The organism is Alistipes montrealensis (assembly GCF_018362775.1).
Lineage (GTDB): Bacteria > Bacteroidota > Bacteroidia > Bacteroidales > Rikenellaceae > Alistipes > Alistipes montrealensis.
Genome location: NZ_JAGYXY010000001.1, coordinates 614123 through 637057, shown reverse-complemented (window position 1 = coordinate 637057; position 22935 = coordinate 614123). Strand labels below are relative to the sequence as shown.

Genomic DNA, 22935 nt, shown 5'->3' with positions numbered 1-22935 from the left:
CGTCTTTCCGGATGGAAGACGGCTTTGAAGCTCTGAGGTTTATAACATTCGCAAGGCTTCTTTCAGCCTTAATTCCAAATCCCGGTAATGGTTGCGGGTCGCCTGGTCGCCGCTTTCGAAGCGGCCCCGGACAATTGTCAGCAACCTCCGCATTTCAGCCCGCTTGGCCGATGTCGTCTCGCTCACACGCTGCATCATGTCGTAGTTGCGCGCCGTCCGCAATTCCAGTTCCTCGGGTCTCGGCAGCGGTTCGAGGGCCAGTTCGGGAGCGTCCTGCATCAGCGAGCATGTGCATCCGCGCCCGTCGTGTGCGTGGTCGTGGAGCGTCGATCCCAATTTGGTGGTCTTCACCATCGTCAGGTTCGACGAGACGATCAGTGCGTCGACGTAGTTCTTCTGGCTCATCCGCTCGTAGAGCGAGAGCGTACGGCCGCCGGGACGGATGAAGACGGCGCGTGTGATGTCGTCCAGCATCTGCTCGGGCGTGTAGGTCTTCGCCCCGCGTCCCTGCCGTGCCTCGACTTCGTACATGCGTACCAGCCGCTGGTCGGCCAGCAGTTCGTAATAGGTCTTATACTGGAGTTCGCGCGCAAAATTGTAGGGCGCGTATTCCATCTGTCCCACGGGCGACATACGCTGCGCATAGGCCTTATCCCACGCTTTGGCGTTGAACAGCCATTCGGGAGTGATGAACACCTCGTCGATCAGGTATTTGACGCTCTTGCGCTGGTAGTCGGCCGGAACCGGTACATAGCGGTCGATGTCGTGCCCCGCAACGACGTTGTTGAGGTAAAATCCGCCTACGTTGGTCTTCACGTGGTCGGCATAGGTCAGCCATTGGAAAACAATGGCCATCAGGAACCGGCCGCCTTCGTATTGCAGTTTGCCGTCCTCCGAGCTCCAGTCCGTCACATGGGGGATGATGCGCCGGAGGTTCTTTATACCGTATGTGCTGGCCTCGACGGCGTCGTTGCTCAGGTCTTCCGACTGCGAGCGGGGATCGATGCCCTCGCGCGACTGTTCGCCGTACCAGTATTCGGGATCGTTTTCGTGCTCGCGCAGCCAGGCGTTGAGCGTCGGCAGTTCCTCGTGCGGGTCCTTTACGTCGAGCCAGCGGTAACCCCAGTTGATGGCATGCTTGTCGTAGGTTCCGATCTTGGGCGTCAGTTGCGTGATTCCGTCCTCGGGCTGCGCCACGTAGTTGAAACGGGCGTAGTCCATGATCGAACTGGCCGTGCCGTTCGCTGCGGTGTAGGTCTTCGAGCGGAGCGAATCCACCGGCACGGCGTACGAAGCCCCGAAGTTGTGCTTCAGTCCGAGGCTGTGGCCCAGCTCGTGCGACGAGACGAAACGCACGGCGTTGCCCATCAGCTCCGTCGGCAGCGTGTTGCCGCGCGCCGCAGGGTCTACGGCGCCGGTCTGCAATCGGATCCAGGCCTGGAGGATGCTCATTACGTTGTGCCACCAGATAATGTCGGCTTCGATGATCTCGCCGCTGCGCGGGTCGATCACCGAGGGACCCATGGCGTTGGCCATCTCCGATGCGGCGTAAGTCACCACCGAGTAGCGCACGTCGTCGATGTCGAACTCCTTGTCATTGGGATCGACCTCTTTGGCTACGATGGCATTCTTGAAGCCTGCGGCCTCGAAGGCCTCCTGCCACTCGACGATACCTTTCTTGATGTAGGGAACCCATACGGGCGGGGTCGCCGGGTCGATCCAGAGCACGATCGGTTTTTTAGGTTCCACCAATTCTCCCTGCTTGTAGCGTGCTACGTCTTCGGGTTTCGGCTCCAGCCGCCAGCGGTTGATGAACGCCCGCTCTTCGGCCTTCTGCTGTTTGTCGTTGAAATAGAGGTGTCCGATTTCGAAATATCCTACCCGGTCGTCCGAGAAACGGGGGCGCATCGGCTCCTTGTCCAGCAGCACGAGGTTCGAGGTGATGTCCACGGTCAGTGGTATCGTGGTTCCCTCTTCGGTATGCGAGGTCGAGAGGAGCGACTTGACGATGATGTTTTCGGGAAAAGACTTGACGGATTCGATCTTCGAAAGCTCCTTCTTGGGCGAGCCGGGCAGTCCGATCGCGCCGAAAACGTTGTTGAAACTCTTCTCGCTGCCGTCGAAGACCTTGTTTACCTTGATGACCACCGTCGTGGAGTCCGGGTTATAGGCCTCGATCGGAAACTGTTCGATCGCCGTTTCGCGGTAGTTGTCTTTCACCGAACGGGTGATGCGGTCGCCTTCGGGCGACGTGATGCGCGGGTCGTAGGTCATGACCCATACCTTTTTATAAAGGGTGTCTTTGCGGAAACGCACGATCTTCTCGCCGTAACCCATCCCTTTGTTGACGCCTGCGTCGTTCAGGACGTAGGGGACGCCCGATATCTTGTTGACGATCAATATTTCACGTCCCATCAGCGAGTCGGGAATCTCGAACCAGAAATCCGTGCCTTTGCGATGTACGTCGAACATACCCTTATCGGTCACGGCGCCTTTCAGCAGTGCTTCGTAACCCTTCTTGTCCTTTTTGGTCGTGTCGGCTTTCTCGGCTGCGGCTTCGGTTTTCTTCGACTTGCGGCCCGGTTTGCCCTTCGCTTCGGCCGGCGAGGCCGTCAGCAGGAAGAGCGCCGCGAGTGCAAGGATCGTTCCGGTCAATCGTCTTTTATTCATCATTTATTATTGCAGTTTTTGTTACGGATATACAAAATCCGCAGGATGCAATAATAGAATTTAATTTTTTTAAAGAAAAGTGATCGGGGGCGAATGCCCCGATTGGGGGAGTGAATGCCGCGATTAGGCGGATTACTTTTCGGGCGGCAACAGCGGTAACCGACAACTGAAGGTCCCTTCGCCGGCCGAAATCGTGATGTTTTCCTCGGTGTAGAACCGGTAGACCGAACGGATGCGCTCCAGCCCCACGCCCAGCGATTCCGCATTGCGGTCGTTACGCGGGGTGTAGTTGTTCTCGATCACGAGGCTTTCTCCTTCGGTGCGGATGCGGACATGCAGCGGATTGTTGCCCGTGATGCTGTTGTGCTTGACGGCGTTTTCAACCAGCGTCTGGAGGCTCATCGAGGGAATCCGCCAGTTGCGCAGCGCGGGGTCGATGGCCGTGGTAAGTTCGATACGGTTGTCGAAACGGATTTTTTGCAGCGTGTAATACTGCCACGTGAAATCGATCTCTTCGGAGAGTGTCGAAAGTATCTGCTTGCGGCGTTCCAATACCCGGCGGTAGACGCGCGAAAGGGTGAGCGTGAACTCCCGGGCCTGGTCGGGGTTGCAGCGGATCAGCGCATAGAGCGAATTGAGCGAGTTGAACAGGAAGTGCGGATCGATCTGCTCCAATACCTGTTGCAGGTGTAACTGCTCGGACTCCCGTTCCGAAAGGCGGCGCAGGTCGTATTCGCGGCGCCAGCGACGCTGAGCCACGGCGAGCAGCACGGCGAAGAACAGCACCGAGATCACGGCTGTGAGAATCGTGTAGAAATGGAAATCGTCGACCTCCTGCTCGATGACCAGCCGCGGGATGCCGATGCCGGCCACCCAACGGCGGCCGCTTATCTGAATGGGGTAGTAGATGCGTTCCTCGTCGACGCTGAGGTAGTCCGAAACCGCGTAGACGGAGACCCGCTTTCCGGTGGCTATAACCTCCCGGAATGCCGTCAGTCCGGTCGAATCGCTCGCCGGGAGGCCCAGTTTCAGGCTGTCGGGGTGGTAGACGATCACTCCTTCGGGATTGAACAGGGTGGCATAACTGCTGCTGGCCGGGCTCTGCGTCATGTAGGCATAGATCTCCGGCAACGGGAAATCGACGCCGCAAATGTGCTTGCGGCCCGACTGGTCCGTCACGCGGCAGGCCATGCTCCAGACCTGGACCTCCCCCGAGCCGCTGACGTGGCTGCGGATCGAGTCGCCGCCTGCCCCGGCGATGAGTTGCTGCCTGAAATCCGTGGCGGCCTCCGTGGTCCGGGGCTCATCGCTGCGTGGATAGCTGCGGATCGTACGGCTCCCCGGCTCCGTGAACCAGACGCATCCCGCTTTCGGATCGAGCTGCATCAGTGTCGCCGCGAGTACGCGTAACTCGGCCTCCGTCGGTGCGGTGTGCGCACGCATGAATTGCACCGAGGCGTCCAACACCTCTTCCGAACGTTTGAATTCGACTTGCAGCAGCCTGCAATGGTATTCGCTGATCTGCATGACGATGCGGTCGCTCATCTGCACGGCCATGCCGTTGATGATGCGCCCGGTGACTACGATGCCCGCCACGAGCAGGAACAACAGAATCGTTCCCGTCACCAGAAGCCGCCCTTTGGGTGTGTGTCGCCGTCGTGCCATGCGGAACAAATGTAATGATTTTTTCGGCCCTGTTGCGAAAAACCCCGCGGAAATCTTCCTGCGGGGTTTTACTCAGTCGTTTTTGCGTATTTTCAGCCGTTCCCAGAGCCACTCCGGGATCAGTTTCCAGAAGAAGACCAGCACGGCGTAGCGGCGGTCGATGACCACGCGGCGGCGCGGATGCCGCAGGACGTGCATGATGCGCGCTGCGACTTTTTCCGTGTGCATCAGCATCGGGTAGTGTCCGTCTCCGGCCAGCAACGGTGTTGCGACGAATCCCGGACGGATGTCCGTAAACCGGATGCCGTATCCCTCCATGCGGGAGAGCTGCGCCAGCGCGTCGATATAGGTGTTCTGCATCCGTTTGGTCGCCGAATAGGCCGGGGCCGTTCCGAGCCCCTTTGTTCCGGCAATCGAACTGATGACGGCTATGCGCCCGCCTCCGTGTCCGCGGAAATAGCCGAAGGCTGCCGTGACCATCCGCACGAATCCTTCGCCGTTGGTGCGCAGGGTTGCGATTTCGATGTCGGGCCGTAACTCGGTATTGCGGCTGCCGATGCCCGACGCATGGAAATAGATGTCCATGCCGCCCAGGCGTTCGGTCAGCCGGGCGAGAAGCTCGGGAGCATCGTCGCGGGTGATGTCCATCGACTGGATTTCCACTTGTGCAGGCGCTTCGGCGCGGAGCGCTTCGAGGGCTTCCGTACGGCGCCCTGCCGCTCCGACCCGCCATCCTGCGCGGATCGATAGCCGTGCCACTTCGAGCCCGATGCCCGACGTGGCGCCTACGATGACGATTCGTTTCATAGCGCTTTGTTTTTCGGTTTTTGCCTACCTAAATATACAATATGTATGCGGGATATGCAAATTTTCGCCACGGACCCATAAAAAAACGGAGCGCCGTTTCCGATGCTCCGTTTTACTGGCTTCACTTCTCTTTGCGCGGCTTTTCCCGCTCCGGCGGCGCGAGCAGCGCCTCCCGCTGTGTTGTTGCCAACCGGGCCGGAGTGATGCGCAATACATAGTGGCTGATATTGTTGTCTTTGCCCGAGGCATAAGCCTGTACGAACTCCCAGCCGAGGCTGCCCATGTAATTCACGGCATCCATGCCCGAACTGAAAAGCAGTTTGTTCCCAGCGGCATCCGTCAGGTAATTGTATTTCCACACCCCGGTCTTTTGTCCGAAATCGAACAGCACGCCGTTGCTGCGATGAGTCGGCAGATGCCCGGCGATAATCTCGCAGTAGTAATAGGGCGGCGTTGCCCGCACGGTATCCGCCGCGATCTCCTGCGCCGAACCGAATCCCGCGCATGCCAGGGCCGCGAAGAAAAAGAGCGCCTTTTTCATTGGCTTACTCCTTTTGCCCCAGTTCGCACTGCACGCATTCGATGCCTACGCGGCGCAGCAGGTTCAAACCCTCTTCCGAACGGTAATCGTCCGAATAGACCACCCGCTTGATGCCCGCCTGGATAATCAGTTTCGAACATTCGATGCAGGGCGCTGCCGTGATGTAGAGCGTCGAGCCGTTGCAGTTGTTGGCCGACTTGGCGACCTTCGTGATGGCATTGGCCTCGGCATGGAGCACATAGGGCTTTGTGCGGCCCTCTTCGTCCTCGCAGATATTCTCGAAGCCCGACGGAGTGCCGTTGTAACCGTCTGAAATAATCATCTGGTCCTTGACGATCAGCGCTCCTACCTTGCGGCGTACGCAGTATGAATTTTCAGCCCAGATGCTTGCCATGCGCAGGTAGCGCAGGTCCAACTGGTATTGTTTCTCCTCGTTGTAAGCCATATTCCGTATTCTTTATCCGCGAACTCCCCTCAAAGGCGTGCCTTGTTACATGCCTTTGCCGTGGCAGTTCTTGTATTTCTTACCCGAGCCGCAGGGACACGGATCGTTGCGTCCGGCTTTTTTCTCGACGTGCATGGGCATCGGTTTCTGCTGCTCCTGCTGTCCGGCCTGCGCCGCGGCCTGCATGCGCGAGGCCTGCAACTTGTTGACATCGACCTTGGCGCGCTCCTGCTGCTGGCGCTGTACAGCCTCGGCATTCTGGTCGCGCACGGGGATGTAGGCCTTGTTCAGGATAGCCAGCACGTCGCGGTTGACCTTTATGATCATTTTCGAGAACAGTCCGAACGATTCGAACTTGTAGATCAGCAGCGGGTCTTTCTGCTCGTAGGTGGCGTTCTGCACGCTTTGGCGCAGGTCGTCCATCTCGCGCAGGTGCTCACGCCATGCGTCGTCGATGGTGGTGAACATCACCACTTTCGAGAATACCTTGTAGATTTCCGCCCCGTCCGTATTCTGGCATTTCAGCAGGTTGACCGGCACGTTGTAGCCCAGGTGTCCGTCGGTCAGCGGGAAGTAGATGTTCGAATCCAACTGATCCTTGCGGTCCTCGTAGATGCGTTCCATGACCGGACGCACCGTATCGGCTACGGCTTTCGCACGGCGTGCGTAAGCCTCCTTGAGCGCTTTGACGATCGCCTCGACCAGTTCGCCGGGCTTGGCATCCTTGTAGGTCGCCTCGTCGATCTCCGGCTCGACGGCCACGTCGCGGATCAGCTCCATGCGGAAGTCCTCGAATTCGATGCCGCGGTTTTCCTCGACGAAGTTCTCGGCGTAGTCGTACATGATGTTGTTCAGGTCGATCTCGATCCGCTCTCCGTAGAGTGCGTGGCGGCGGCGGGTGTAGATCACCTCGCGCTGCGAGTTCATCACGTCGTCGTATTCCAGCAGGCGCTTACGAATGCCGAAGTTGTTCTCCTCGACCTTCTTCTGGGCGCGCTCGATGGCCTTGGTCATCATGCCCGCCTGGATTACCTCGCCCTCTTTCAGGCCCATGCGGTCCATCATCGCGGCGATGCGGCCCGAACCGAACAGACGCATCAGGTCGTCTTCGAGCGATACGAAGAACTGCGACGATCCGGGGTCGCCCTGACGGCCGGCACGTCCGCGCAACTGGCGGTCGACGCGGCGGCTTTCATGGCGTTCGGTTCCGATGATCGCCAGACCTCCCGCGGCCTTCACCTCGGGCGTCAGTTTGATGTCGGTTCCTCGGCCGGCCATGTTGGTCGCGATGGTCACCTGCCCCGAGCGACCGGCTTCGGCTACGACCTGCGCCTCCAGTGCATGCTGCTTGGCGTTCAGGACGTTGTGCTTGATGCCGCGGAGTTTGAGCATGCGGCTCAGCAACTCCGAAATCTCGACCGACGTTGTGCCGACCAGTACCGGACGGCCCGCCTCGACGAGCTTCACGATCTCTTCGATCACGGCGTTGTATTTCTCGCGCTTGGTTTTGTAGATCAAATCCTGGCGGTCGTCGCGAACCACCTTGCGGTTGGTCGGGATCACCACCACGTCGAGTTTATAGATGCTCCAGAACTCCGATGCCTCCGTTTCGGCCGTACCGGTCATACCGCCCAGCTTGTGGTACATACGGAAGTAGTTCTGCAGCGTAATCGTGGCGAAGGTCTGCGTTGCGGCCTCGACCTTCACGTGCTCCTTGGCCTCGATGGCCTGGTGCAGTCCGTCCGAATAGCGGCGTCCTTCGAGGATACGGCCGGTCTGCTCGTCGACGATTTTCACCTTGTTGTCCATCACCACATATTCGATGTCTTTCTCGAACATAGCGAAGGCTTTCAGAAGCTGGATCACCGTGTGCACGCGCTCCGATTTGATCGAATAGTCGTTGATCACCTCGTCGCGCTTCTGCGCTTTCTCTTCGGCGGTCAGATTGCTTTTCTCCAGTTCGGCGACTTCGGCCCCGATGTCGGGCATCACGAAGAATCCGTCTTCGTTGAAGTATTTCGACAGCACCTCATGGCCCTTGTCCGTCAGTTCCACCGAGTTGAGTTTCTCGTCGATGACGAAATACAACTCGTCGGTGATTTCGGGCATGCGACGGTTGTTGTCCTGCATGTAGGTGTTTTCGGTCTTCTGCATCAGCGCCTTGACGCCCTGCTCCGAAAGGTACTTGATCAGCGGCTTGTATTTGGGCAGACCTTTGTGCGTCCGGTAGAGTTTCACGCCGCCCTCGTCGTTCTTGCCCTCCGAGATCAACTGACGCGCTTCGGCGAGCAGCCCCGTCACGAGGTTTTTCTGGAGGTTGTAGAGGTTCTCGATCGCCGGACGGTACTGCTCGAACATCTGGTCGTCGCCCTTGGGCACGGGACCCGAGATGATGAGCGGCGTACGGGCGTCGTCGATCAATACGGAGTCGACCTCATCGACGATGGCGAAATGGTGTTTACGCTGTACGAGGTCCTTGGGCGATGAAGCCATGTTGTCGCGCAGGTAGTCGAAGCCGTATTCGTTGTTGGTTCCGAATGTGATGTCGGCCATGTAAGCCTTGCGGCGTTCGTCGGAGTTGGGCTGCGTATCGTCGATACAAGCCACCGACAGGCCGTGGAACTGGTACATCGGACCCATCCACTCGGAGTCACGCTTGGCCAGGTAGTTGTTCACCGTCACCATGTGCACACCCTTCTTGGCCAGTGCGTTGAGGAATACGGGGAGCGTCGCCACGAGGGTTTTTCCTTCACCCGTCGCCATCTCGGCGATCTTGCCCTGGTGGAGCACCACGCCGCCGAACAGCTGCACGTCGTAGTGGACCATGTCCCACTTCATGTCGTTGCCGCCGGCCAGCCAGTGATTGGCATAGATGGCCTTGTCGCCCTCGATGGTGACGAAATCCTTTGTCGCCGCCAGGTCGCGGTCGAATGCGTTGGCAGTCACTACGACCGTTTCGTTCTGGGCGAAACGGCGTGCCGTGTCCTTCATGATGGCGAAAGCCTCGGGCAGTATCCGGTCGAGCACCTCTTCGATCTTCTCGTCGATGCGTTTGGTGGTCTCGTCGATCTCTTTCGAAATCTTCTCTTTCTCTTCGAGTTGCGTTTCGGGCTTTTCGAGCAGGGCCTTCAGCTCGACGATGTGGGCTTCATCTGCGGCGATGAAATCGGCGATCTGTTTTTTCAGGTCCTCGCTGCGGGCGCGTAATTCGTCGTTCGAGAGTTTCTCGATCGAGGGATAGATGGCCTTGATCTTCTCCAGGTAAGGCTCGATCTGTTTGCGGTCCTTGTCGGCTTTCGAGCCGAAGAGGGCTTTGATGATACTTGCAACTATATCCATAATGCGTTTGTTGTTATTCGGGTTCGGGTTGTAAATCCTACAAAGATACTTATTTTTTGCAATTTGTCAATCTTCCGCCGGGCTTTTTGCATGCTGATCCTGCGGTCGGGGAGCGGCCAGTTTCCCGATGTCCGATTTCCAGGAGATGAACTCTTTGTGTTCCAGGATGTAGTTGATGGCGTTCATGGCAGGCGGTTATTTCAGGTTGTTCGGGTATTGTGCGATTCGCCGTCCGACAAAGCATTCTGCGCAGCGTTTCGCCGCGCAGTATTCGGTCGCCAACTGCAGCAGGGCCTGCGATTCGAAGGCGTTGCGCGGGCGTATCCCCGCCGCCTGCCACGCGCGCATGTAACGGTTGTCCTCGGCCGGCAGGCGTTCCAGCAGCGTGAGGGCGCTGTCGCGCAGCCGCTCGTTGCCGGTGTAGCTGCCGTAGGCGAATTGCAGGACCACGACGAGGTTGATTCCGATGATGTTGGCTTTGAACGCCCCGATGCGCTTGGGGCTTTCGTCGCTCTCTGCACCGGGAATATGGTGCGTACGCCAGTAAGGCGATGCTTCGATCGAGAAAAGGCGGCGTATTTCCTCCTCCGTGCGGCAGGCCATGGCGCGTTCCATCACGAATTCGTCCTGCGCGAAGAACTCCGCGGCCTGCGCCAGCCGCAGCACGGGATGGTTGGCCGGGCGAATCTCCGTGAGCGCCCACTCCGAGGCGTCCATCGGTTCGATGTCGTACTTTGCCGCGAGGTATTCGAAACTGCGCCTCAGGTCGAGCGTATAGGTGTCGTTGCGGTAGAGTTCCAGAAGTCCCGAAGCTCCGAAGAGCATCGCTTCGACGGCGTGCGGCGCCAGTCGTTCGCGCAGTACGATTTTGTAGGGGACCTTCCGTGCCAGTCGCAGGTAGGCCTCCTGGTTCTGCCGGTCGCCCAGTGTGCGGAAATAGAGCAGGTAAAAGGTCTGGTTCCAGTTCTCGGAGGCTTCGCTGCGGAGCGCTTCGACCGTGTGCATTTTCCGCTGCAGGCGGTCGAAGATCAGTGCCGTGCCGATTTCGGTGCGTTGCAGTTCGTCGAGCGCGGCCAGGTATCCGCCGCAGGCGTAAGCCCCGGCCCCGGCCTTGAGCCGTTCGATCGTCCGTGCCTCCGCATCCGCCATGTCAGAACAGGTTGAGTTCCAGCAGCGCCTCTTCGGACATCATGCTCTTGTCCCACACGGGGTCGAACGTGAGGATGACGTTCACCGATTTCACGCCTTTGACCTTTCCGACCTGAATGTTCACGTCTTCGACGAGCATGTCGGCCATCGGGCAGTTGGGGGCCGTGAGCGTCATGCGGATGGTGGCCACGCCGTCGGGCGTGTAGTCGATTTCGTAGATCAGCCCCAGGTCGTAGATGTTGACCGGGATTTCCGGATCGTATATGTTCTTGAGGGTCGCGACGATGTCTTTTTCGACCTGCAATATCTCTTCGGGTGTCATGTCTTACTTGTTTTTGCTTGCGAATGCCAAAGCGTACAACCGCATCTGCTTGACCATCGCCACCAGTCCGTTGGCCCGCGTGGGCGAGAGGTTGGCCGCGAGGCCGATGGCGTCGATGAAGTAGAGTTCCGTGTCGAGAATCTCCTGCGGCGTGCGCCCGTTCAGTACGCGAATCAATAACGCGATAATGCCTTTGGTTATTATGGCGTCGCTGTCGGCGGCGTAATAAACCCGGCCGTCCTCCAGTCTGGCGTCGACCCAGACGCGCGACTGGCAGCCCTGGATCAGGTATTGCTCCGTGCGGTGCTCCGCCGCGATGGCCGGAAGCGTCTCGCTCAGGCCGATCAGGTAGTCGTATTTGTCGAGCCAGTCGTCGAATACGGAAAACTCTTCGATGATCTCCTCTTGTATGCTATCCATGGTATAACGTTTTTTATGGTCGTTTCTCTTCCGTGCGTCGTTGTCGCCGCCCGTGGCGTCGTTTGCAAGTCTGACCCCACCCCAAACCCCTCCCTCGGGAGGGCCTTATCGCATGCGACCGGGTTTCGGTCGAAATTACTCCTCGTTCATTCTGCAATTTCCTCCAAAACTCCGCCCTCCGAAGCCGCCGGTTCGCGCACGCCGGCAAGGCGTGCCAGCGTCGGGGCCACCGCCGTCATGTCCACGCGGCGTTTCACCCGCTGCGGACCTGCGCCTTTGCCGTAGAATACCAGCGGCACTTCGGTGTCGTAACCGTACATCGATCCCGACATCGACCAGCAGCGCTCCTGCTCCTCGATCCAGCCCGGCATGAGGTTCAGGATCACGTCGCCCGAACGGCGGGGATAGAAGCTGTTCTGCATCCGCCGCGCATAGCCGCTGCCGAAATAACTCGTCCGCATGGCCGTTGCGGCCAGCGCGTGGGAAATGCCGCTGAACTGCATGGCGAAGATGGCCACTTCGTTCTGTACTTCGGCGAGGTTGAGGCCCCGCTCGTAGATCAGGTTGTGGTTGAGCCACACGCATTTGTCGTTGTATTCCACCACCCAGTCGCCCATGCCGTAACGGACGTTGAGGAATCCGTTGACGATCACTTCGAACTGCCGCGGGTTGAAGCGGTCGGCCTCGGCGGCCCCGGCGTCGAACGAGGGGCTGGTTCCGTGGTCGGAGGTGAGCACCACCATCGCGTTCCCGTCCTTGACCTGTGCGAATACGAAGGTCAGAAAGTCGGCCAGGTCGCGGTCCAGCCGGTAATACATGTCCTCGACTTCGACCGATTCCGGTCCGTAGGCTTCGCTGATGCGGCGCGGCGTGTCGAGGCAGATGTTCAGCAGGTCGGGGATTTTGTCGTCTCCGAGTTTATATTGGGCGATGGCTTGTTTGGCCAGTCCCAGCACCGCCGTGTTGCCTGCCGGGGTGTAGAGCAGGCGTTCGAAGTCGCTCTGCATTTTGAGGCGTCCCGCGCCGTTCCGGTCCTGCTCTTTTTTGTTCTTTCCGGCCAGTGCGATGTCGTAATTGCGGGTATTGAGGTAGCGCCCCCGCTCGAGGAGCGTGCGCCACTCGTTGGCGATGTACGAAAGGTTGTAGCGTTCGCGGTTGCTGCGGGCGATCCATTCGGGAACCTCTGCGGCGTAGTAGGGCGAAGTCACCCAGTCGCAGCGCGCGGAATCGAGCCAGAACACCTCTCCGCAGTGCCCGGCCATCACCACCGCCGAGACGGCTTCCGGGGCGATCGTGACCGAACGGCTGCCCGGGGCGTGCTGCAACAGCGTTTCCGAGAGCGTCGGGGCGATCAGGTGGTAGGCGCCGGGGCCTTTGCGGCCTGCGGTCAGTTCGACGACCTTGTTGGTGGTGTAGTCGACCCAGCGCGAACCGATCACGCCGTGCGTCGAGGGCATAGCCCCCGTGGTGAGCGTGGCGAGCGAGACGGGCGTGGTGGTTTGCAAGTAGTCGTAGCGGCTGTCGGCGTAGACCGTGCCGCCCTCCGTGAGACGCCGGAAACCGCCTTCGCCGAAGTTTTCGGCGTAGCGGTCGAGGTCTTCGCCGCGCATCGAGCCGACGACGATCTGGACGATCAGCCGGGGCTGCGCCGCGGCGCTCTGGAGTGCCGCCAGGGCGGCTATGGCATATACGAATAGTTTTTTTGTCATTGTGCGATGAATTGGCCGCAAATTTACGAATTTATTTCGAGACATCGGCGGAAATACGCCGTTTCCGCCCGAAAATCGATGTCGGAAAGTGCGGCGATCCGCTCCAGCTGGCGGCGGCAGAAGGCGCGGTGGGCTTCGCCCTGCGGATTGCGGGGACGGTGGGCGGCCGCCGCAACGATCGCTTCGACCTCCGGAAGCAGCCGCAGGGCTTCGTCCGTCAGGGCTGCCGGGGCGAATTTCTCCCAAATGTAGGCAATGGCCTGCGGCGCGGGGTGTACCAGGTCGTCGGCATAAAAACGATAGTCGCGCAAGTCGTCGGTAAGTATTTCGAATGCAGGGAAATAGACGGCGCACTTAAACCTTTCGGTCAACTGCTCGGCGGCCAGCCGCAGCGTCGCTTTGCTTGCGGCGTTGCCGGACAATCCGTCGCCGATATGTCGTACGGGGCTGACCGTCAGGATGATCTGTTTTCCGTTGAGCGGCCCTTCGATCAGTTCTGCAAATGTTTCCACGATTTCATCTACCGAAAGCCGCCTTCTGGTAAATTCCGCGGCGGGCCGGCGGTGGCAGTTGGCAACTACCTCTCCTGCATGCTCGTAGACCCATGCCGTGCCGAAGGTGAGGATCACGCGGTCGGCCGCGCGGAGCGCTTCGGTCCCGGCCTGTCGCGCGGCGTTCATCTTTTGTAGTGCCTCGTCGGCTGTCGGGGCCGAGAAATCGCCGTGGAATCCGAAATGATGCCACAAACCCTCCCCGAATTCCAGTTCGCTGTGTACCACGGGCGCAGGAGCAGCGTAACTGCGGATCGCCGCAGCGATCGAAAGCGGGTTGAACAGGATGCCCGAAGGGTTTTTTACGACCCGGAATTTGGCTTCCGTGAGCTTTTCGGCGATGTGTGCCGCGAAGCACGAACCGAGCGTCAGTGTCCGGTTTTCATAGCCGATTTTCACCCCGAGGGGCGCCATTTCGATTTCGGTGCGGAATTTCATACGACAAAAATAGAAAATTCTTATCTTTGTTCCATGATCCTGCGAGCAAACTGCAAAATAAATCTGGGCCTCGACATTCTGCGCCGCCGCGCGGACGGTTTTCATGATTTGGAAACGGTCATGTTCCCCGTCGCAGACCTCTACGACGAGGTGGAGGTGGTGCGCACCGGCGCGTCCGGGAGTGTGTACGAGGCGACCGGTACACCCGGCGCGGCGTTCCGGGCCGAAGGGCTGGCTGTGGACTGCGCCCCCGAAGAAAACATCTGCCTCAAGGCGTTCCGGCTGATGCAGCGGCATTACGGCGTGGACGGCGTGTCGATCCGCCTCGACAAGCGCGTGCCGTTCGGCGCGGGGCTGGGCGGGGGATCGGCTGACGGTACGGCTGTGCTGATCGCTGTCAACGAGTTGTTTGCACTGGGACTTTCCGAGTCTGAGCTGATCGCCCGTGCCGCCGAACTGGGCAGCGATACGGCTTTCTTCGTGCGCAATACGCCGCAGTTATGTAAAGGAAGAGGTGAAGTGATGGAGCCTTTCGCGCTGGACCTGAGCGGAATGACGCTGGTTATTATCAAACCCGACGAGGGGGTTTCGACGCGTGAAGCCTATGCCGGGGTGCAGCCCCGGATTCCGGAAACGCCGCTCGCGGAACGTCTCAGGCGGCCTGTGGCCGAGTGGCAAGGCCTGGTTACCAACGATTTCGAAGAACATATTCTCGCCGCGCATCCGGCTATTCGCGCCGCAAAGGAGTGCCTGCTGGCCCGGGGGGCTGTTTATGCCTCGATGTCGGGCAGCGGTTCGGCGGTCTTCGGACTTTTTGACGGCGGTCGGAACCCGAAAAACAAAAGATTGGAAAACCTTTCGCCTTTCGTATTCGAACTGTAATTTTCTGCCGGGGCCGGGAGTTTTCCCGGAGCGGCCTGAATCCATACTTATCTTGCCGGGAGCGAATCCGTCGGAGACTGCACGGTCTGCGTCTCGTCGTCGTCCGGTTCGCTGAGGGCTTCGACGATTCCCTGGATGGTGTCGCGGAGGAGATTCTGCGTCTCGCCTTCCTGTTGCCCGGCGTGCAAACTGCGGTTGAAGGTGAATGTTTCGCGGCACTTCTCGGGTGAAATCAGGTAAAAGCCTCCGACGGCTGCCGAGCAGAGGACCAATGTTGCAACGAAAATGTAAACGTATTGCAGCAGGTTGGCGAGCAGCGTGCGCAGCAGGGCCGATCGTTTCTTTTTCAGCCCGAAGATTTTCAGGAAAACGAATGTCGTATAGAGGAACAGCGGCAGTGTCAGCATGTAGAAACTGCTGTACCATGGAATCAGCAGTTCGGCCGGGAGCGCCGCGATCATCAGCGTGATTTCGAAGATCGAGAGGAAAATGCCGATGTATAGGTACTCGACATAACGTAGATCGGTTTTTCGCCGGAAAACCGTCTTCATGGCCAGTGCAAAAAACGGCAGCATCAACAGCAGGTAGCCCGCCGGGTGGAGCGAGGCGTAGTCGATGTAGGTGCTTACGAGCCACTGGAACAGGGGCTGGTCATCGGCGGCAATCGGCGTGTGATCCTTGCCCACAAGCAGGAAGACCACGGCGTAAAAGGTCGACAGCAACAGCAGGATAGCAACCGGGTTGAAGTATTTGCGGCGGCAGCCCGCGATGAATTCGGGAATGACCCGGTGGGGGCGGAACAGAATCGAGAGCCATGTCATCACGGCTCCCTTGCGCATGTTCATACCCCGCAGCCCGTAGGCCTCGTCGCCGATGAAGGTCGAGGTGACGCTCTCCACGAGTGCCGCCCAGCCCAGGCGCCGTGTCGAAGTGCGCTGTCCGCAGGCCGGGCAGTAGTTGTTGTCGACAATGTGACCGCAGTTGCGGCAAAGCTGGTGTTTGGACATTCGGGGAGGTTCTTCGGACGAGCGGGCCTTATTTGCAGCCCGCTACGGGCATCTTGGCCAGGCGCGCTTCGTGGCGTCCGCCTTCGAACTCGGCGGCAAAGTAGGCGTCGAGCATCTTGACGGCTTCGTCGTTGGTGACGAAACGCGCCGGGAAAACGATGATGTTGGCGTTGTTGTGACGGCGGATCAGCGAAGCGATTTCGGGCTCCCAGCTCAGCCCGGCACGGATGCCCTGGTGCTTGTTGAGCGTCATGGCCATCCCTTCGCCTGAGCCGCAGAGTGCAATGCCCTGTTCCAGTTCGCCGCTTTCGATCGCCGCGGCCAGCGGGTGCGCGTAGTCGGCGTAATCGACGCTCTCGGGCGAGTTGGTCCCGAAATCGAGCACCTCGTAACCCATGGCGCTGAGATAACCTACCAGGAATTCTTTCATTTCGTAGCCGGCGTGGTCGCTGGCGATGCCTATTTTTTTCATCGTATTTCGGTTTATTTGTGTTCTCTATTACAAAGATATAAAAAGCCGGACTGTTGTCAAACCGGGGCGTATCCCGTTCGGGACGGCCTTCCGGTTCGTAAAAGTGCCGTTGCGACATCAAAGATAGGTAAAAATCCCGTTTTGCCGTGCGGTGGGGCCCCGAATTTATGCTATTTTTGTGCCGTGAAAATTTTCCTCGCCATATTGGGGTGCGTTGCGCTCGTGCTGGGTATCGTCGGCATCTTTGTCCCGCTGCTGCCCACGACGCCGTTTCTGTTGCTGGCGGCGGCCCTCTGGGTCCGCTCGTCGCCGCGGCTTTACGAATGGCTGATCACGCACCGTTACTTCGGCGAATACATCCGCAATTTCCGCGAAAACCGCGCCATACCCATGCGCGCCAAAATCATTTCCATCGCCCTGATGTGGGGCACGATGCTTTACTGCGTCTGCGCGCTGCTCACGCAGTGGTGGTGGGCCCAGATCGCGCTGCTGGCGGTGGCCGTCGGCGTCACGTGGCATATCCTCTCGTTCGCTACGCTCCGCAAATAAAAAAATGCCGGACATCATATCCGGCAGTGGGGAATTTGTTGAAGCGGCGTTATGCCGGGATTCGGAAAACGTACAGGCAGTCTTCGTTCAAAGGATCGTGGCCATAGATGATTCCGGCCTTTTCATCGACGACGATATCGGTCAGATAATGGTCGGACGACAAAATGCGGAGCGTTTCGCCGTTTTCGGCGTCGATGATTTCGATGCGGGATTCCCTTTTTCCGAGATTGCCGGTCAGTACCCCTTGCCAAAGCGCATAGACATATCGTTCGCAGCAGACAACATCCGAATAGTAAAAATACATTTCATCGTCGCGGTCTTGGGCGCAAAGTTCTTCTTGGGTGGAGTCGCTTCCCAATACGTGCGTCAGGCAGAATCCCTTGGGAGTGAGGTCGTACAATTCGATACGGTCTATATAGCGGTATGCTATTGCCATACGGCCTGCGCAGAGGGCGGCTTTACATTCGAAGGGGGCGGAGTAGCCGCCATCGGCCGGCCGTAGCGGAAAATCGACGGCGTCGACGATCTGTTCGTTTCGCATATCGAGTAACTCCACGGCTATTTGGCGCGGCAGAAAACTCGTACCGACGAACAGCGTATCGTTGTACTGCACGAGACGGGTGTAAGGTTTGGGCAGATTGCGTTGCCTTTTCATCCAGATCGGGAACCGGAAGGCCGACAGGTAAACCAGGCTGTCCGCGCGCAGTTCGAACATTTCCATTCGGTTCAGGCTGTTCGAATAGACCGCTACCCGGTTTTTTTCGTGCATTTCGCCGAGCGAAGGTATCGGAAACTCATGCGGCCCGCGTCCGCTATTTCCCCATTGTGTCCGCACCCGCTGTTCGGGAAGGGAATATATGGTCAGAAACGGCGTTGCCCGGCTATTGAGTACATAGAGGTCTCCATGCGAAAGAAACCAGCGTTCGGAGTAGAACAGGAACGGCAGGGCAATTGAATCTGCCTTGCAGACGACAGGCGGAAGGTCTGCCTTTTTGCGGAAAACGATCCCGTCTCCGCTTTTTTTTACACAGCCTGTCAAGGTTGCCAGCAGGAGCAGCCATACGACGATTCCCGGTTTGGACAACCTGTTTACCATCGTTTGCAATCTTCTTTTCCCCTGCCGGTTTTTTCTGAGTCGCATATATGTTTATAATAATCTTCGATCCGTTGAAATTGTCACAAGAACCTTTGTCGCGAGATAATGCCTCGATATTGGCTTCGATTAAATCGGACAGAGAGTTGTTGCTGTAGGATTGATAACGCGTGAATCCGCTTGCTAAAATAGAATAGCGATGGCTGATCGAATAAAGTTTTTTACAAGTCCGGTGTTTTCAGGTGAGTTATTTTGAATGCTAAGATATGATAATAATTCATAGCATGTAATTTTTCATCCATAAAACTAGAGTCATATGTATACGCGGAAATTCTGAGACAGCTTGTTTCGGAAAAAAACGGGCCCATACAGGACCCGTTTTTATCGTTGGATACCCCCCCCCTACGTTATTTTACCAAGCAAGGCCGTTGTTGTTGGCGGTGGATTTCCGTATTATCGCTTGTTGCAGAAAAAGAACGGCGTGAATGCGGAGCGATAAAGACAGGGCAGAGTACGGCTTCTGCTGAATATGGTATGCGGATGGTTTTGACGGCAGTTTTGCTGCTGAAAGACGGTGTGGGCGGAAATATTAAAAGCCGGGCAGTCCTTCTGAATCTTTTTTCTCGCTCGAAATCAACTCCTTCAGGTTGTATTTTACGGTCCACGAGTCGTTGTCGATCAGGTGCTCCTGCGCCTTGTCGTATTCGGCGACGGGCTGGATGCGTACGTGCGCTTCGTAACCGGGTTTGAAGTCGAAGCCTTCGATCTCCCAGGGAAACGCCTGCCAGCGGGGTTCGGGGTAGCGCGTGTCCTTGAACCAGTAGGCGGCCATATGGTTGTCGGCACGCTCGGAGGCGATGACGATTTCGAGTTCCGGGCTGAATGTCTTCGGATCGACGGACGGTTCGGCGGGTATGCGCGAAAGTTGCCGGATCATGGTATACCGTAACGAAGAACCGTCGGCGGGAGGGTTGGGGACATGGTCGATGCGGACGAGCATGTCGGTTTGGTATCCCTTTTCGAAGGCGAATCCCTCAATCGGGCCCGGGGCGATTTCCCAGTCGGCATCCGACCCTTTTTTTACGATATAGGCCGGGACATAACCAAAACCCATGAAGACACCCGTAACGCCTTTTTCAGGGGCGACGGTCCAGGTTTCGGTGTACGACTTGTCGTCGTCGCAGCCGCCGAAGACGAGCGGCAGCAGCAAAAGCAGGGCGAAGTATTTTTTCATAGAGGTCGGAAGTTTCCCTAAAAACGGGGCCAATGCCCTGATACTGCACGGACTGGCACAAAAAAAAACGGACCGGAGTCCGTTTTTCGGGTTATGCCAGGTAACGTTCTGCGACGCTGATCAGGAAGCCGAACAGCAGTGCGTTAAACAGCACGACCGGAATTGCCTTGCGCTCTTTGCCGGAGAAGGTGAACAGCACGGGGATCATCAGCATCAGTGTGACGCCCATGCCGTCGGCCCACCAGGGGAGGTAGGGCAGGTCGCTGTAAAAGACGATCACTGCAGCGAAGAAAAAAATGAAGAACGCCGAGAAACACGAGCGGGCCGGAAGCCTCTGGAAAAACATGGGGATGACATCCAGCGCTCCGACGACGGCGCCTACGGCGAGCGAAAGGGTGAAATGGTCCATTGTTATTTCGCTGCGCGTTTGCGGTCGTTTTCGTCGAGCAGGATCTTACGAAGGCGCATGGCGTTGGGAGTAACCTCCACGTATTCGTCGCCTTGGATGTATTCGAGGGCCTCTTCGAGCGAGAAGACCTTCGGCGGAGCGATCGACGTTTTGTCGTCCGAACCCGAAGCGCGCATGTTGGTCAACTGCTTGGCTTTGGTGACGTTCACCGTGATGTCGTTCTGGCGCGTGTGCTCGCCGATGACCTGACCGGCGTAAACCTGCTCCATCGGGCTGATGAAGAAGCGGCCGCGGTCCTGCAGTTTGTCGATCGAGTAGGCGAAGGCCGTGCCGGTCTCGCCCGAAATGATCGAGCCGTTGGTACGCATCTCGATTTCGCCGACCCACGGTTCGAAACCTTTCAGGCGGTGGGTCATGATCGCTTCGCCGGCCGTGGCGGTCAGCATGTTCGAGCGAAGACCGATAATACCGCGCGAGGGAATATCGAATTCCAGGCGCGTGCGCTCGCCGTCGGAAGCCATGTTCGTCAGCGTGCCCTTGCGGCGCGTCGTAAGGTCGATCACCGTGCCTGCATATTCTTCGGGGCAGTCGACGGTCATCTCCTCGATCGGCTCGCATTTTTTGCCGTCAATCTCCTTGATGATGACGTGGGGCTGGCCCACCTGGAGTTCGTAACCTTCGCGGCGCATGGTCTCGATGAGCACCGACAGGTGCAGCACGCCGCGCCCGAAGACGTTGAACGAATCGGCCGAAGGGCCGGGCGTTACGCGCAGGGCGAGGTTTTTCTCCAGCTCGCGGTCGAGGCGCTCCTTGATGTGGCGCGAGGTGACGTATTTGCCGTCCTTGCCGAAGAAGGGCGAGTTGTTGATCGTAAAGAGCATCGACATCGTGGGTTCGTCGATGGCGATGGGAGGCAGCGGTTCAGGATTCTCGTAGTCGCAGATCGTGTCGCCGATCTCGAAGCCTTCGATGCCCGTGATAGCGCAGATTTCGCCGCAGGGGACCTCTTCGACCTTCTTCTTGCCGAGGCCCTCGAAGACCATCAGTTCCTTGATGCGGGTTTTCTGCATCGTCACGCCGTCGCGCTTGGCGAGGGTGACCATTTGGCCCGCCTTGAGCGAACCGCGCGTAACCTTACCCACGGCGATACGGCCCGTGTAGGCCGAATATTCGAGCGACGTGACGAGCATCTGGGGCGTACCCTCGACGATCGTCGGTTCGGGAATCTCGTCGACGATGGCGTCGAGCAGCGGGACGATCGAATCGGTCGGTTCGTTCCATTTGTGCGACATCCAGCCCTGCTTGGCCGAGCCGTAGATGGTCTTGTAGTCGAGCTGTTCCTCGGTGGCGTCGAGCGAGAACATCAGGTCGAAAACCTGCTCGTTGACGATTTCGGGGCGGCAGTTGGGTTTGTCGACTTTGTTGACGACCACGATGGGCTTTTTGCCCAGCGCGAGGGCTTTTTGCAGCACGAAACGCGTTTGGGGCATCGTGCCCTCGAAGGCGTCGACGAGCAGCAGCACGCCGTCGCACATGTTCAGCACGCGCTCGACCTCGCCGCCGAAGTCGGCGTGGCCCGGGGTGTCGATAATGTTGATCTTATAGTCCTTGTAGATGACCGAAACGTTTTTCGAAAGGATCGTGATGCCTCGTTCTCGTTCCAGGTCGTTGTTGTCCAGTATGAGTTCGCCGGTCGGTTTGGCGTTGTCGCGGAGAATGTGTCCCGCCAGAATCAGTTTGTCGACGAGTGTCGTCTTGCCGTGGTCGACGTGGGCAATAATCGCAATATTGCGCAGTTTTTGCATAAAAGTATATTTTGTGGTGCAAAGGTAACAAATTCTCGGGAAATTATACTAATTTTGCTTGTTTCTTAAAAAAGTTAAATAATGAAACCTGCCTTCAACGTTCGCCAGCAGAGCGAAATTTTTATCGGACCGACAGCGGATATTCTCTCCGGAGTACTTCCCGAGGGGCGTGTGGTGGTCGTTTCCGACTCCACGATCGACAGGTTGTATCATCCTGTACTGGCCAACTACGACACCGTGCTGATCGGCCTGGGCGAGAGCATCAAAACGATGCAGACCGTCGAGACGATCTACCGCCGTTTCATCGAACTGGGTGTCGACCGTTCGACGTTCGTGTTGGCGGTCGGGGGCGGTATCGTCACCGACGTGGCGGGATTCGCTGCGTCGACCTATATGCGCGGTCTGAAATTCGGATTCATATCGACGACGCTGCTGGGGCAGGTCGACGCTTCGGTGGGCGGCAAGAACGGTGTGAACGTCGACGGATACAAGAATATGGCCGGGACTTTTACGCAGCCGCAGTTTGTCATCTGCGACCCGGAATTGCTGCGTTCGCTTCCAGACAGGGAGTTTCGGGCCGGACTGGCCGAAGTAGTCAAGGCGGCGATTATCGCCGACGCCGACCTGTTCGGACGTATCGAGCAGACGACCTTCGAGGCGCTGCGCACGGATACCGATCTGTTGTCGGACGCCGTTTCGGCCGCGATTCGCGTCAAGGCCGACATCGTCGAGCGCGACGAGCGTGAGTCGGGGGACCGCCGCAAACTCAACCTCGGGCATACGCTGGCGCATGCCATCGAGAAGTGTTCGAACCGCATGAACCACGGCGAAGCGGTGGCGGTAGGTACGGTGCTGATCGCCGGAGCCGCCGTGAAGCTGGGCGTACTGACGCCGACCGACCGTGACCGGATCGTGAATCTCTTGACGAATCTGGGCTTCGATCTGACGCCGCCCGTGGAGGTGAGACGCCTTTTAAAAGAGGTCGGCAAGGACAAGAAGAACGAGGACGGCATGCTGCGCATCGTCCTGCCGGTCGGTATCGGCGACTGCGAGGTGCGGCCGATGACGGTGGATGCCTTTGCGGCGTTATTTTAGAGCCATACGGGCTGGCCGGCATTCAGGCCGGATTCTGCGCCGACGGAATGGATCTTCTCAAACATATTCAACTGGTGCATCTGCGCCAGAGCTGGATATGGACACAGAACCTTTGGAATCCGAGTGATATTACTTACATGACCGCGCCCGTAACCTGGTTCTCGCCGGATGTGCTGGCCGGGGCGTTGTTTTTGATTGGGGCGTTATTCTCTTTTCGGGGCGGAAACAGTTGTGTAAACATATTCGTTTTTTCAGTGGATTTATTCGCCCGTATTGTGTAAGGTCGGAAAAAAAGTTTTTAAATTTGTCGCCGCATTTGGTAAATATGTACTA

General features: G+C 58.1%; 21 protein-coding genes. 4 read left to right on the top strand and 17 right to left on the bottom strand.

The window, feature by feature from the left end; translation table 11 throughout:
- Nucleotides 1–39 precede the first annotated feature (39 nt).
- The 11 genes from KG007_RS02505 to KG007_RS02455 all read right to left on the bottom strand — a co-directional run bounded on the left by KG007_RS02505 (nt 40) and on the right by KG007_RS02455 (nt 14056).
- Nucleotides 40–2673 (bottom strand): zinc-dependent metalloprotease, encoded by a 2634-nt coding sequence (locus KG007_RS02505; protein ID WP_249413223.1) that lies wholly within the window; start codon nt 2671–2673, stop codon nt 40–42.
- A gap of 129 nt (nt 2674–2802) precedes the next feature.
- Nucleotides 2803–4335: a histidine kinase gene (locus KG007_RS02500; RefSeq protein ID WP_213347244.1), complete on the bottom strand. Its 1533-nt coding sequence runs from the start codon at nt 4333–4335 to the stop codon at nt 2803–2805.
- A gap of 72 nt (nt 4336–4407) precedes the next feature.
- Entirely contained in the window at nt 4408–5142 is a 735-nt protein-coding gene (locus KG007_RS02495; protein ID WP_213347243.1) for an SDR family NAD(P)-dependent oxidoreductase, read from the bottom strand.
- Nucleotides 5143–5263: 121 nt separating this feature from the next.
- Nucleotides 5264–5683, bottom strand: coding sequence for a hypothetical protein (locus tag KG007_RS02490; protein ID WP_213347242.1), 420 nt, complete (start codon nt 5681–5683; stop codon nt 5264–5266).
- A 4-nt stretch (nt 5684–5687) separates the two neighbouring features.
- The gene (locus KG007_RS02485) at nt 5688–6128 is read right to left on the bottom strand and encodes a dCMP deaminase family protein (RefSeq protein ID WP_213347241.1); all 441 of its coding nucleotides are present in this window, start codon (nt 6126–6128) and stop codon (nt 5688–5690) included.
- A gap of 45 nt (nt 6129–6173) precedes the next feature.
- Nucleotides 6174–9467, bottom strand: a complete 3294-nt coding sequence (gene secA, locus KG007_RS02480; protein ID WP_195458424.1) for a preprotein translocase subunit SecA — start codon at nt 9465–9467, stop codon at nt 6174–6176.
- 195 nt (nt 9468–9662) lie between these two features.
- Nucleotides 9663–10616, bottom strand: a complete 954-nt coding sequence (locus KG007_RS02475) for a DUF2851 family protein (protein ID WP_213347240.1) — start codon at nt 10614–10616, stop codon at nt 9663–9665.
- Nucleotide 10617: 1 nt separating this feature from the next.
- Entirely contained in the window at nt 10618–10938 is a 321-nt protein-coding gene (locus KG007_RS02470) for a metal-sulfur cluster assembly factor (RefSeq protein WP_195458422.1), read from the bottom strand.
- 3 nt (nt 10939–10941) lie between these two features.
- Entirely contained in the window at nt 10942–11358 is a 417-nt protein-coding gene (locus tag KG007_RS02465) for a SufE family protein (protein ID WP_195458421.1), read from the bottom strand.
- A gap of 146 nt (nt 11359–11504) precedes the next feature.
- Nucleotides 11505–13067, bottom strand: coding sequence for an alkaline phosphatase family protein (locus KG007_RS02460; RefSeq protein WP_213347239.1), 1563 nt, complete (start codon nt 13065–13067; stop codon nt 11505–11507).
- A gap of 23 nt (nt 13068–13090) precedes the next feature.
- A complete protein-coding gene (locus tag KG007_RS02455; protein WP_213347238.1) occupies nt 13091–14056 on the bottom strand; it encodes a GSCFA domain-containing protein in 966 nt (321 codons plus the stop codon).
- Nucleotides 14057–14089: 33 nt separating this feature from the next.
- Here KG007_RS02455 and ispE point away from each other — a divergent pair, with 33 nt between their 5' ends.
- The gene (gene ispE, locus KG007_RS02450) at nt 14090–14938 is read left to right on the top strand and encodes a 4-(cytidine 5'-diphospho)-2-C-methyl-D-erythritol kinase (protein WP_213347237.1); all 849 of its coding nucleotides are present in this window, start codon (nt 14090–14092) and stop codon (nt 14936–14938) included.
- 47 nt (nt 14939–14985) lie between these two features.
- Here the strand turns inward: ispE and KG007_RS02445 are convergent, their stop codons facing one another.
- Together KG007_RS02445 and KG007_RS02440 are read right to left on the bottom strand one after the other, a co-directional pair.
- Nucleotides 14986–15945 (bottom strand): DUF3667 domain-containing protein, encoded by a 960-nt coding sequence (locus KG007_RS02445; protein WP_213347236.1) that lies wholly within the window; start codon nt 15943–15945, stop codon nt 14986–14988.
- A gap of 28 nt (nt 15946–15973) precedes the next feature.
- Nucleotides 15974–16417, bottom strand: coding sequence for an RpiB/LacA/LacB family sugar-phosphate isomerase (locus KG007_RS02440; protein WP_213347235.1), 444 nt, complete (start codon nt 16415–16417; stop codon nt 15974–15976).
- 183 nt (nt 16418–16600) lie between these two features.
- Here KG007_RS02440 and KG007_RS02435 point away from each other — a divergent pair, with 183 nt between their 5' ends.
- Nucleotides 16601–16966 (top strand): YbaN family protein, encoded by a 366-nt coding sequence (locus KG007_RS02435; RefSeq protein ID WP_213347234.1) that lies wholly within the window; start codon nt 16601–16603, stop codon nt 16964–16966.
- 49 nt (nt 16967–17015) lie between these two features.
- On the opposite strand, the gene KG007_RS02430 is transcribed toward KG007_RS02435, so the two are convergent.
- From KG007_RS02430 to typA, 4 genes are all read right to left on the bottom strand, one after another.
- Nucleotides 17016–17735, bottom strand: a complete 720-nt coding sequence (locus tag KG007_RS02430) for a TolB-like 6-bladed beta-propeller domain-containing protein (protein WP_213347233.1) — start codon at nt 17733–17735, stop codon at nt 17016–17018.
- Between the two features lie 913 nt (nt 17736–18648).
- Entirely contained in the window at nt 18649–19293 is a 645-nt protein-coding gene (locus tag KG007_RS02425) for a DUF4377 domain-containing protein (protein WP_213347232.1), read from the bottom strand.
- Nucleotides 19294–19384: 91 nt separating this feature from the next.
- The gene (locus KG007_RS02420; RefSeq protein WP_213347231.1) at nt 19385–19702 is read right to left on the bottom strand and encodes a hypothetical protein; all 318 of its coding nucleotides are present in this window, start codon (nt 19700–19702) and stop codon (nt 19385–19387) included.
- A gap of 2 nt (nt 19703–19704) precedes the next feature.
- Nucleotides 19705–21507, bottom strand: a complete 1803-nt coding sequence (gene typA, locus KG007_RS02415) for a translational GTPase TypA (RefSeq protein WP_195458410.1) — start codon at nt 21505–21507, stop codon at nt 19705–19707.
- 81 nt (nt 21508–21588) lie between these two features.
- Between typA and aroB the strand changes: the two genes are divergently transcribed.
- Both aroB and KG007_RS02405 read left to right on the top strand, forming a co-directional pair.
- Nucleotides 21589–22602, top strand: coding sequence for a 3-dehydroquinate synthase (gene aroB, locus KG007_RS02410; RefSeq protein ID WP_195458409.1), 1014 nt, complete (start codon nt 21589–21591; stop codon nt 22600–22602).
- Between the two features lie 47 nt (nt 22603–22649).
- Nucleotides 22650–22883 carry a hypothetical protein gene (locus KG007_RS02405; RefSeq protein WP_213347230.1) on the top strand — a complete coding sequence of 78 codons (234 nt, stop codon included), beginning with the start codon at nt 22650–22652 and terminating at the stop codon, nt 22881–22883.
- Nucleotides 22884–22935 lie beyond the last annotated feature (52 nt).

Coding starts and splice junctions, on each gene's coding strand:
- KG007_RS02430 (WP_213347233.1), bottom strand. CDS start 17,735: ATGCACGAAAAAAACCGGGTAGCGGTCTATTCGAACAGCCTGAACCGA.
- KG007_RS02500 (WP_213347244.1), bottom strand. CDS start 4,335: ATGGCACGACGGCGACACACACCCAAAGGGCGGCTTCTGGTGACGGGA.
- KG007_RS02460 (WP_213347239.1), bottom strand. CDS start 13,067: ATGACAAAAAAACTATTCGTATATGCCATAGCCGCCCTGGCGGCACTC.
- typA (WP_195458410.1), bottom strand. CDS start 21,507: ATGCAAAAACTGCGCAATATTGCGATTATTGCCCACGTCGACCACGGC.
- KG007_RS02440 (WP_213347235.1), bottom strand. CDS start 16,417: ATGAAAAAAATAGGCATCGCCAGCGACCACGCCGGCTACGAAATGAAA.
- KG007_RS02465 (WP_195458421.1), bottom strand. CDS start 11,358: ATGGATAGCATACAAGAGGAGATCATCGAAGAGTTTTCCGTATTCGAC.
- KG007_RS02420 (WP_213347231.1), bottom strand. CDS start 19,702: ATGGACCATTTCACCCTTTCGCTCGCCGTAGGCGCCGTCGTCGGAGCG.
- ispE (WP_213347237.1), top strand. CDS start 14,090: ATGATCCTGCGAGCAAACTGCAAAATAAATCTGGGCCTCGACATTCTG.
- KG007_RS02485 (WP_213347241.1), bottom strand. CDS start 6,128: ATGGCTTACAACGAGGAGAAACAATACCAGTTGGACCTGCGCTACCTG.
- KG007_RS02425 (WP_213347232.1), bottom strand. CDS start 19,293: ATGAAAAAATACTTCGCCCTGCTTTTGCTGCTGCCGCTCGTCTTCGGC.
- KG007_RS02505 (WP_249413223.1), bottom strand. CDS start 2,673: ATGATGAATAAAAGACGATTGACCGGAACGATCCTTGCACTCGCGGCG.
- KG007_RS02405 (WP_213347230.1), top strand. CDS start 22,650: ATGGATCTTCTCAAACATATTCAACTGGTGCATCTGCGCCAGAGCTGG.
- KG007_RS02490 (WP_213347242.1), bottom strand. CDS start 5,683: ATGAAAAAGGCGCTCTTTTTCTTCGCGGCCCTGGCATGCGCGGGATTC.
- KG007_RS02455 (WP_213347238.1), bottom strand. CDS start 14,056: ATGAAATTCCGCACCGAAATCGAAATGGCGCCCCTCGGGGTGAAAATC.
- aroB (WP_195458409.1), top strand. CDS start 21,589: ATGAAACCTGCCTTCAACGTTCGCCAGCAGAGCGAAATTTTTATCGGA.
- KG007_RS02470 (WP_195458422.1), bottom strand. CDS start 10,938: ATGACACCCGAAGAGATATTGCAGGTCGAAAAAGACATCGTCGCGACC.
- KG007_RS02475 (WP_213347240.1), bottom strand. CDS start 10,616: ATGGCGGATGCGGAGGCACGGACGATCGAACGGCTCAAGGCCGGGGCC.
- KG007_RS02445 (WP_213347236.1), bottom strand. CDS start 15,945: ATGTCCAAACACCAGCTTTGCCGCAACTGCGGTCACATTGTCGACAAC.
- KG007_RS02495 (WP_213347243.1), bottom strand. CDS start 5,142: ATGAAACGAATCGTCATCGTAGGCGCCACGTCGGGCATCGGGCTCGAA.
- secA (WP_195458424.1), bottom strand. CDS start 9,467: ATGGATATAGTTGCAAGTATCATCAAAGCCCTCTTCGGCTCGAAAGCC.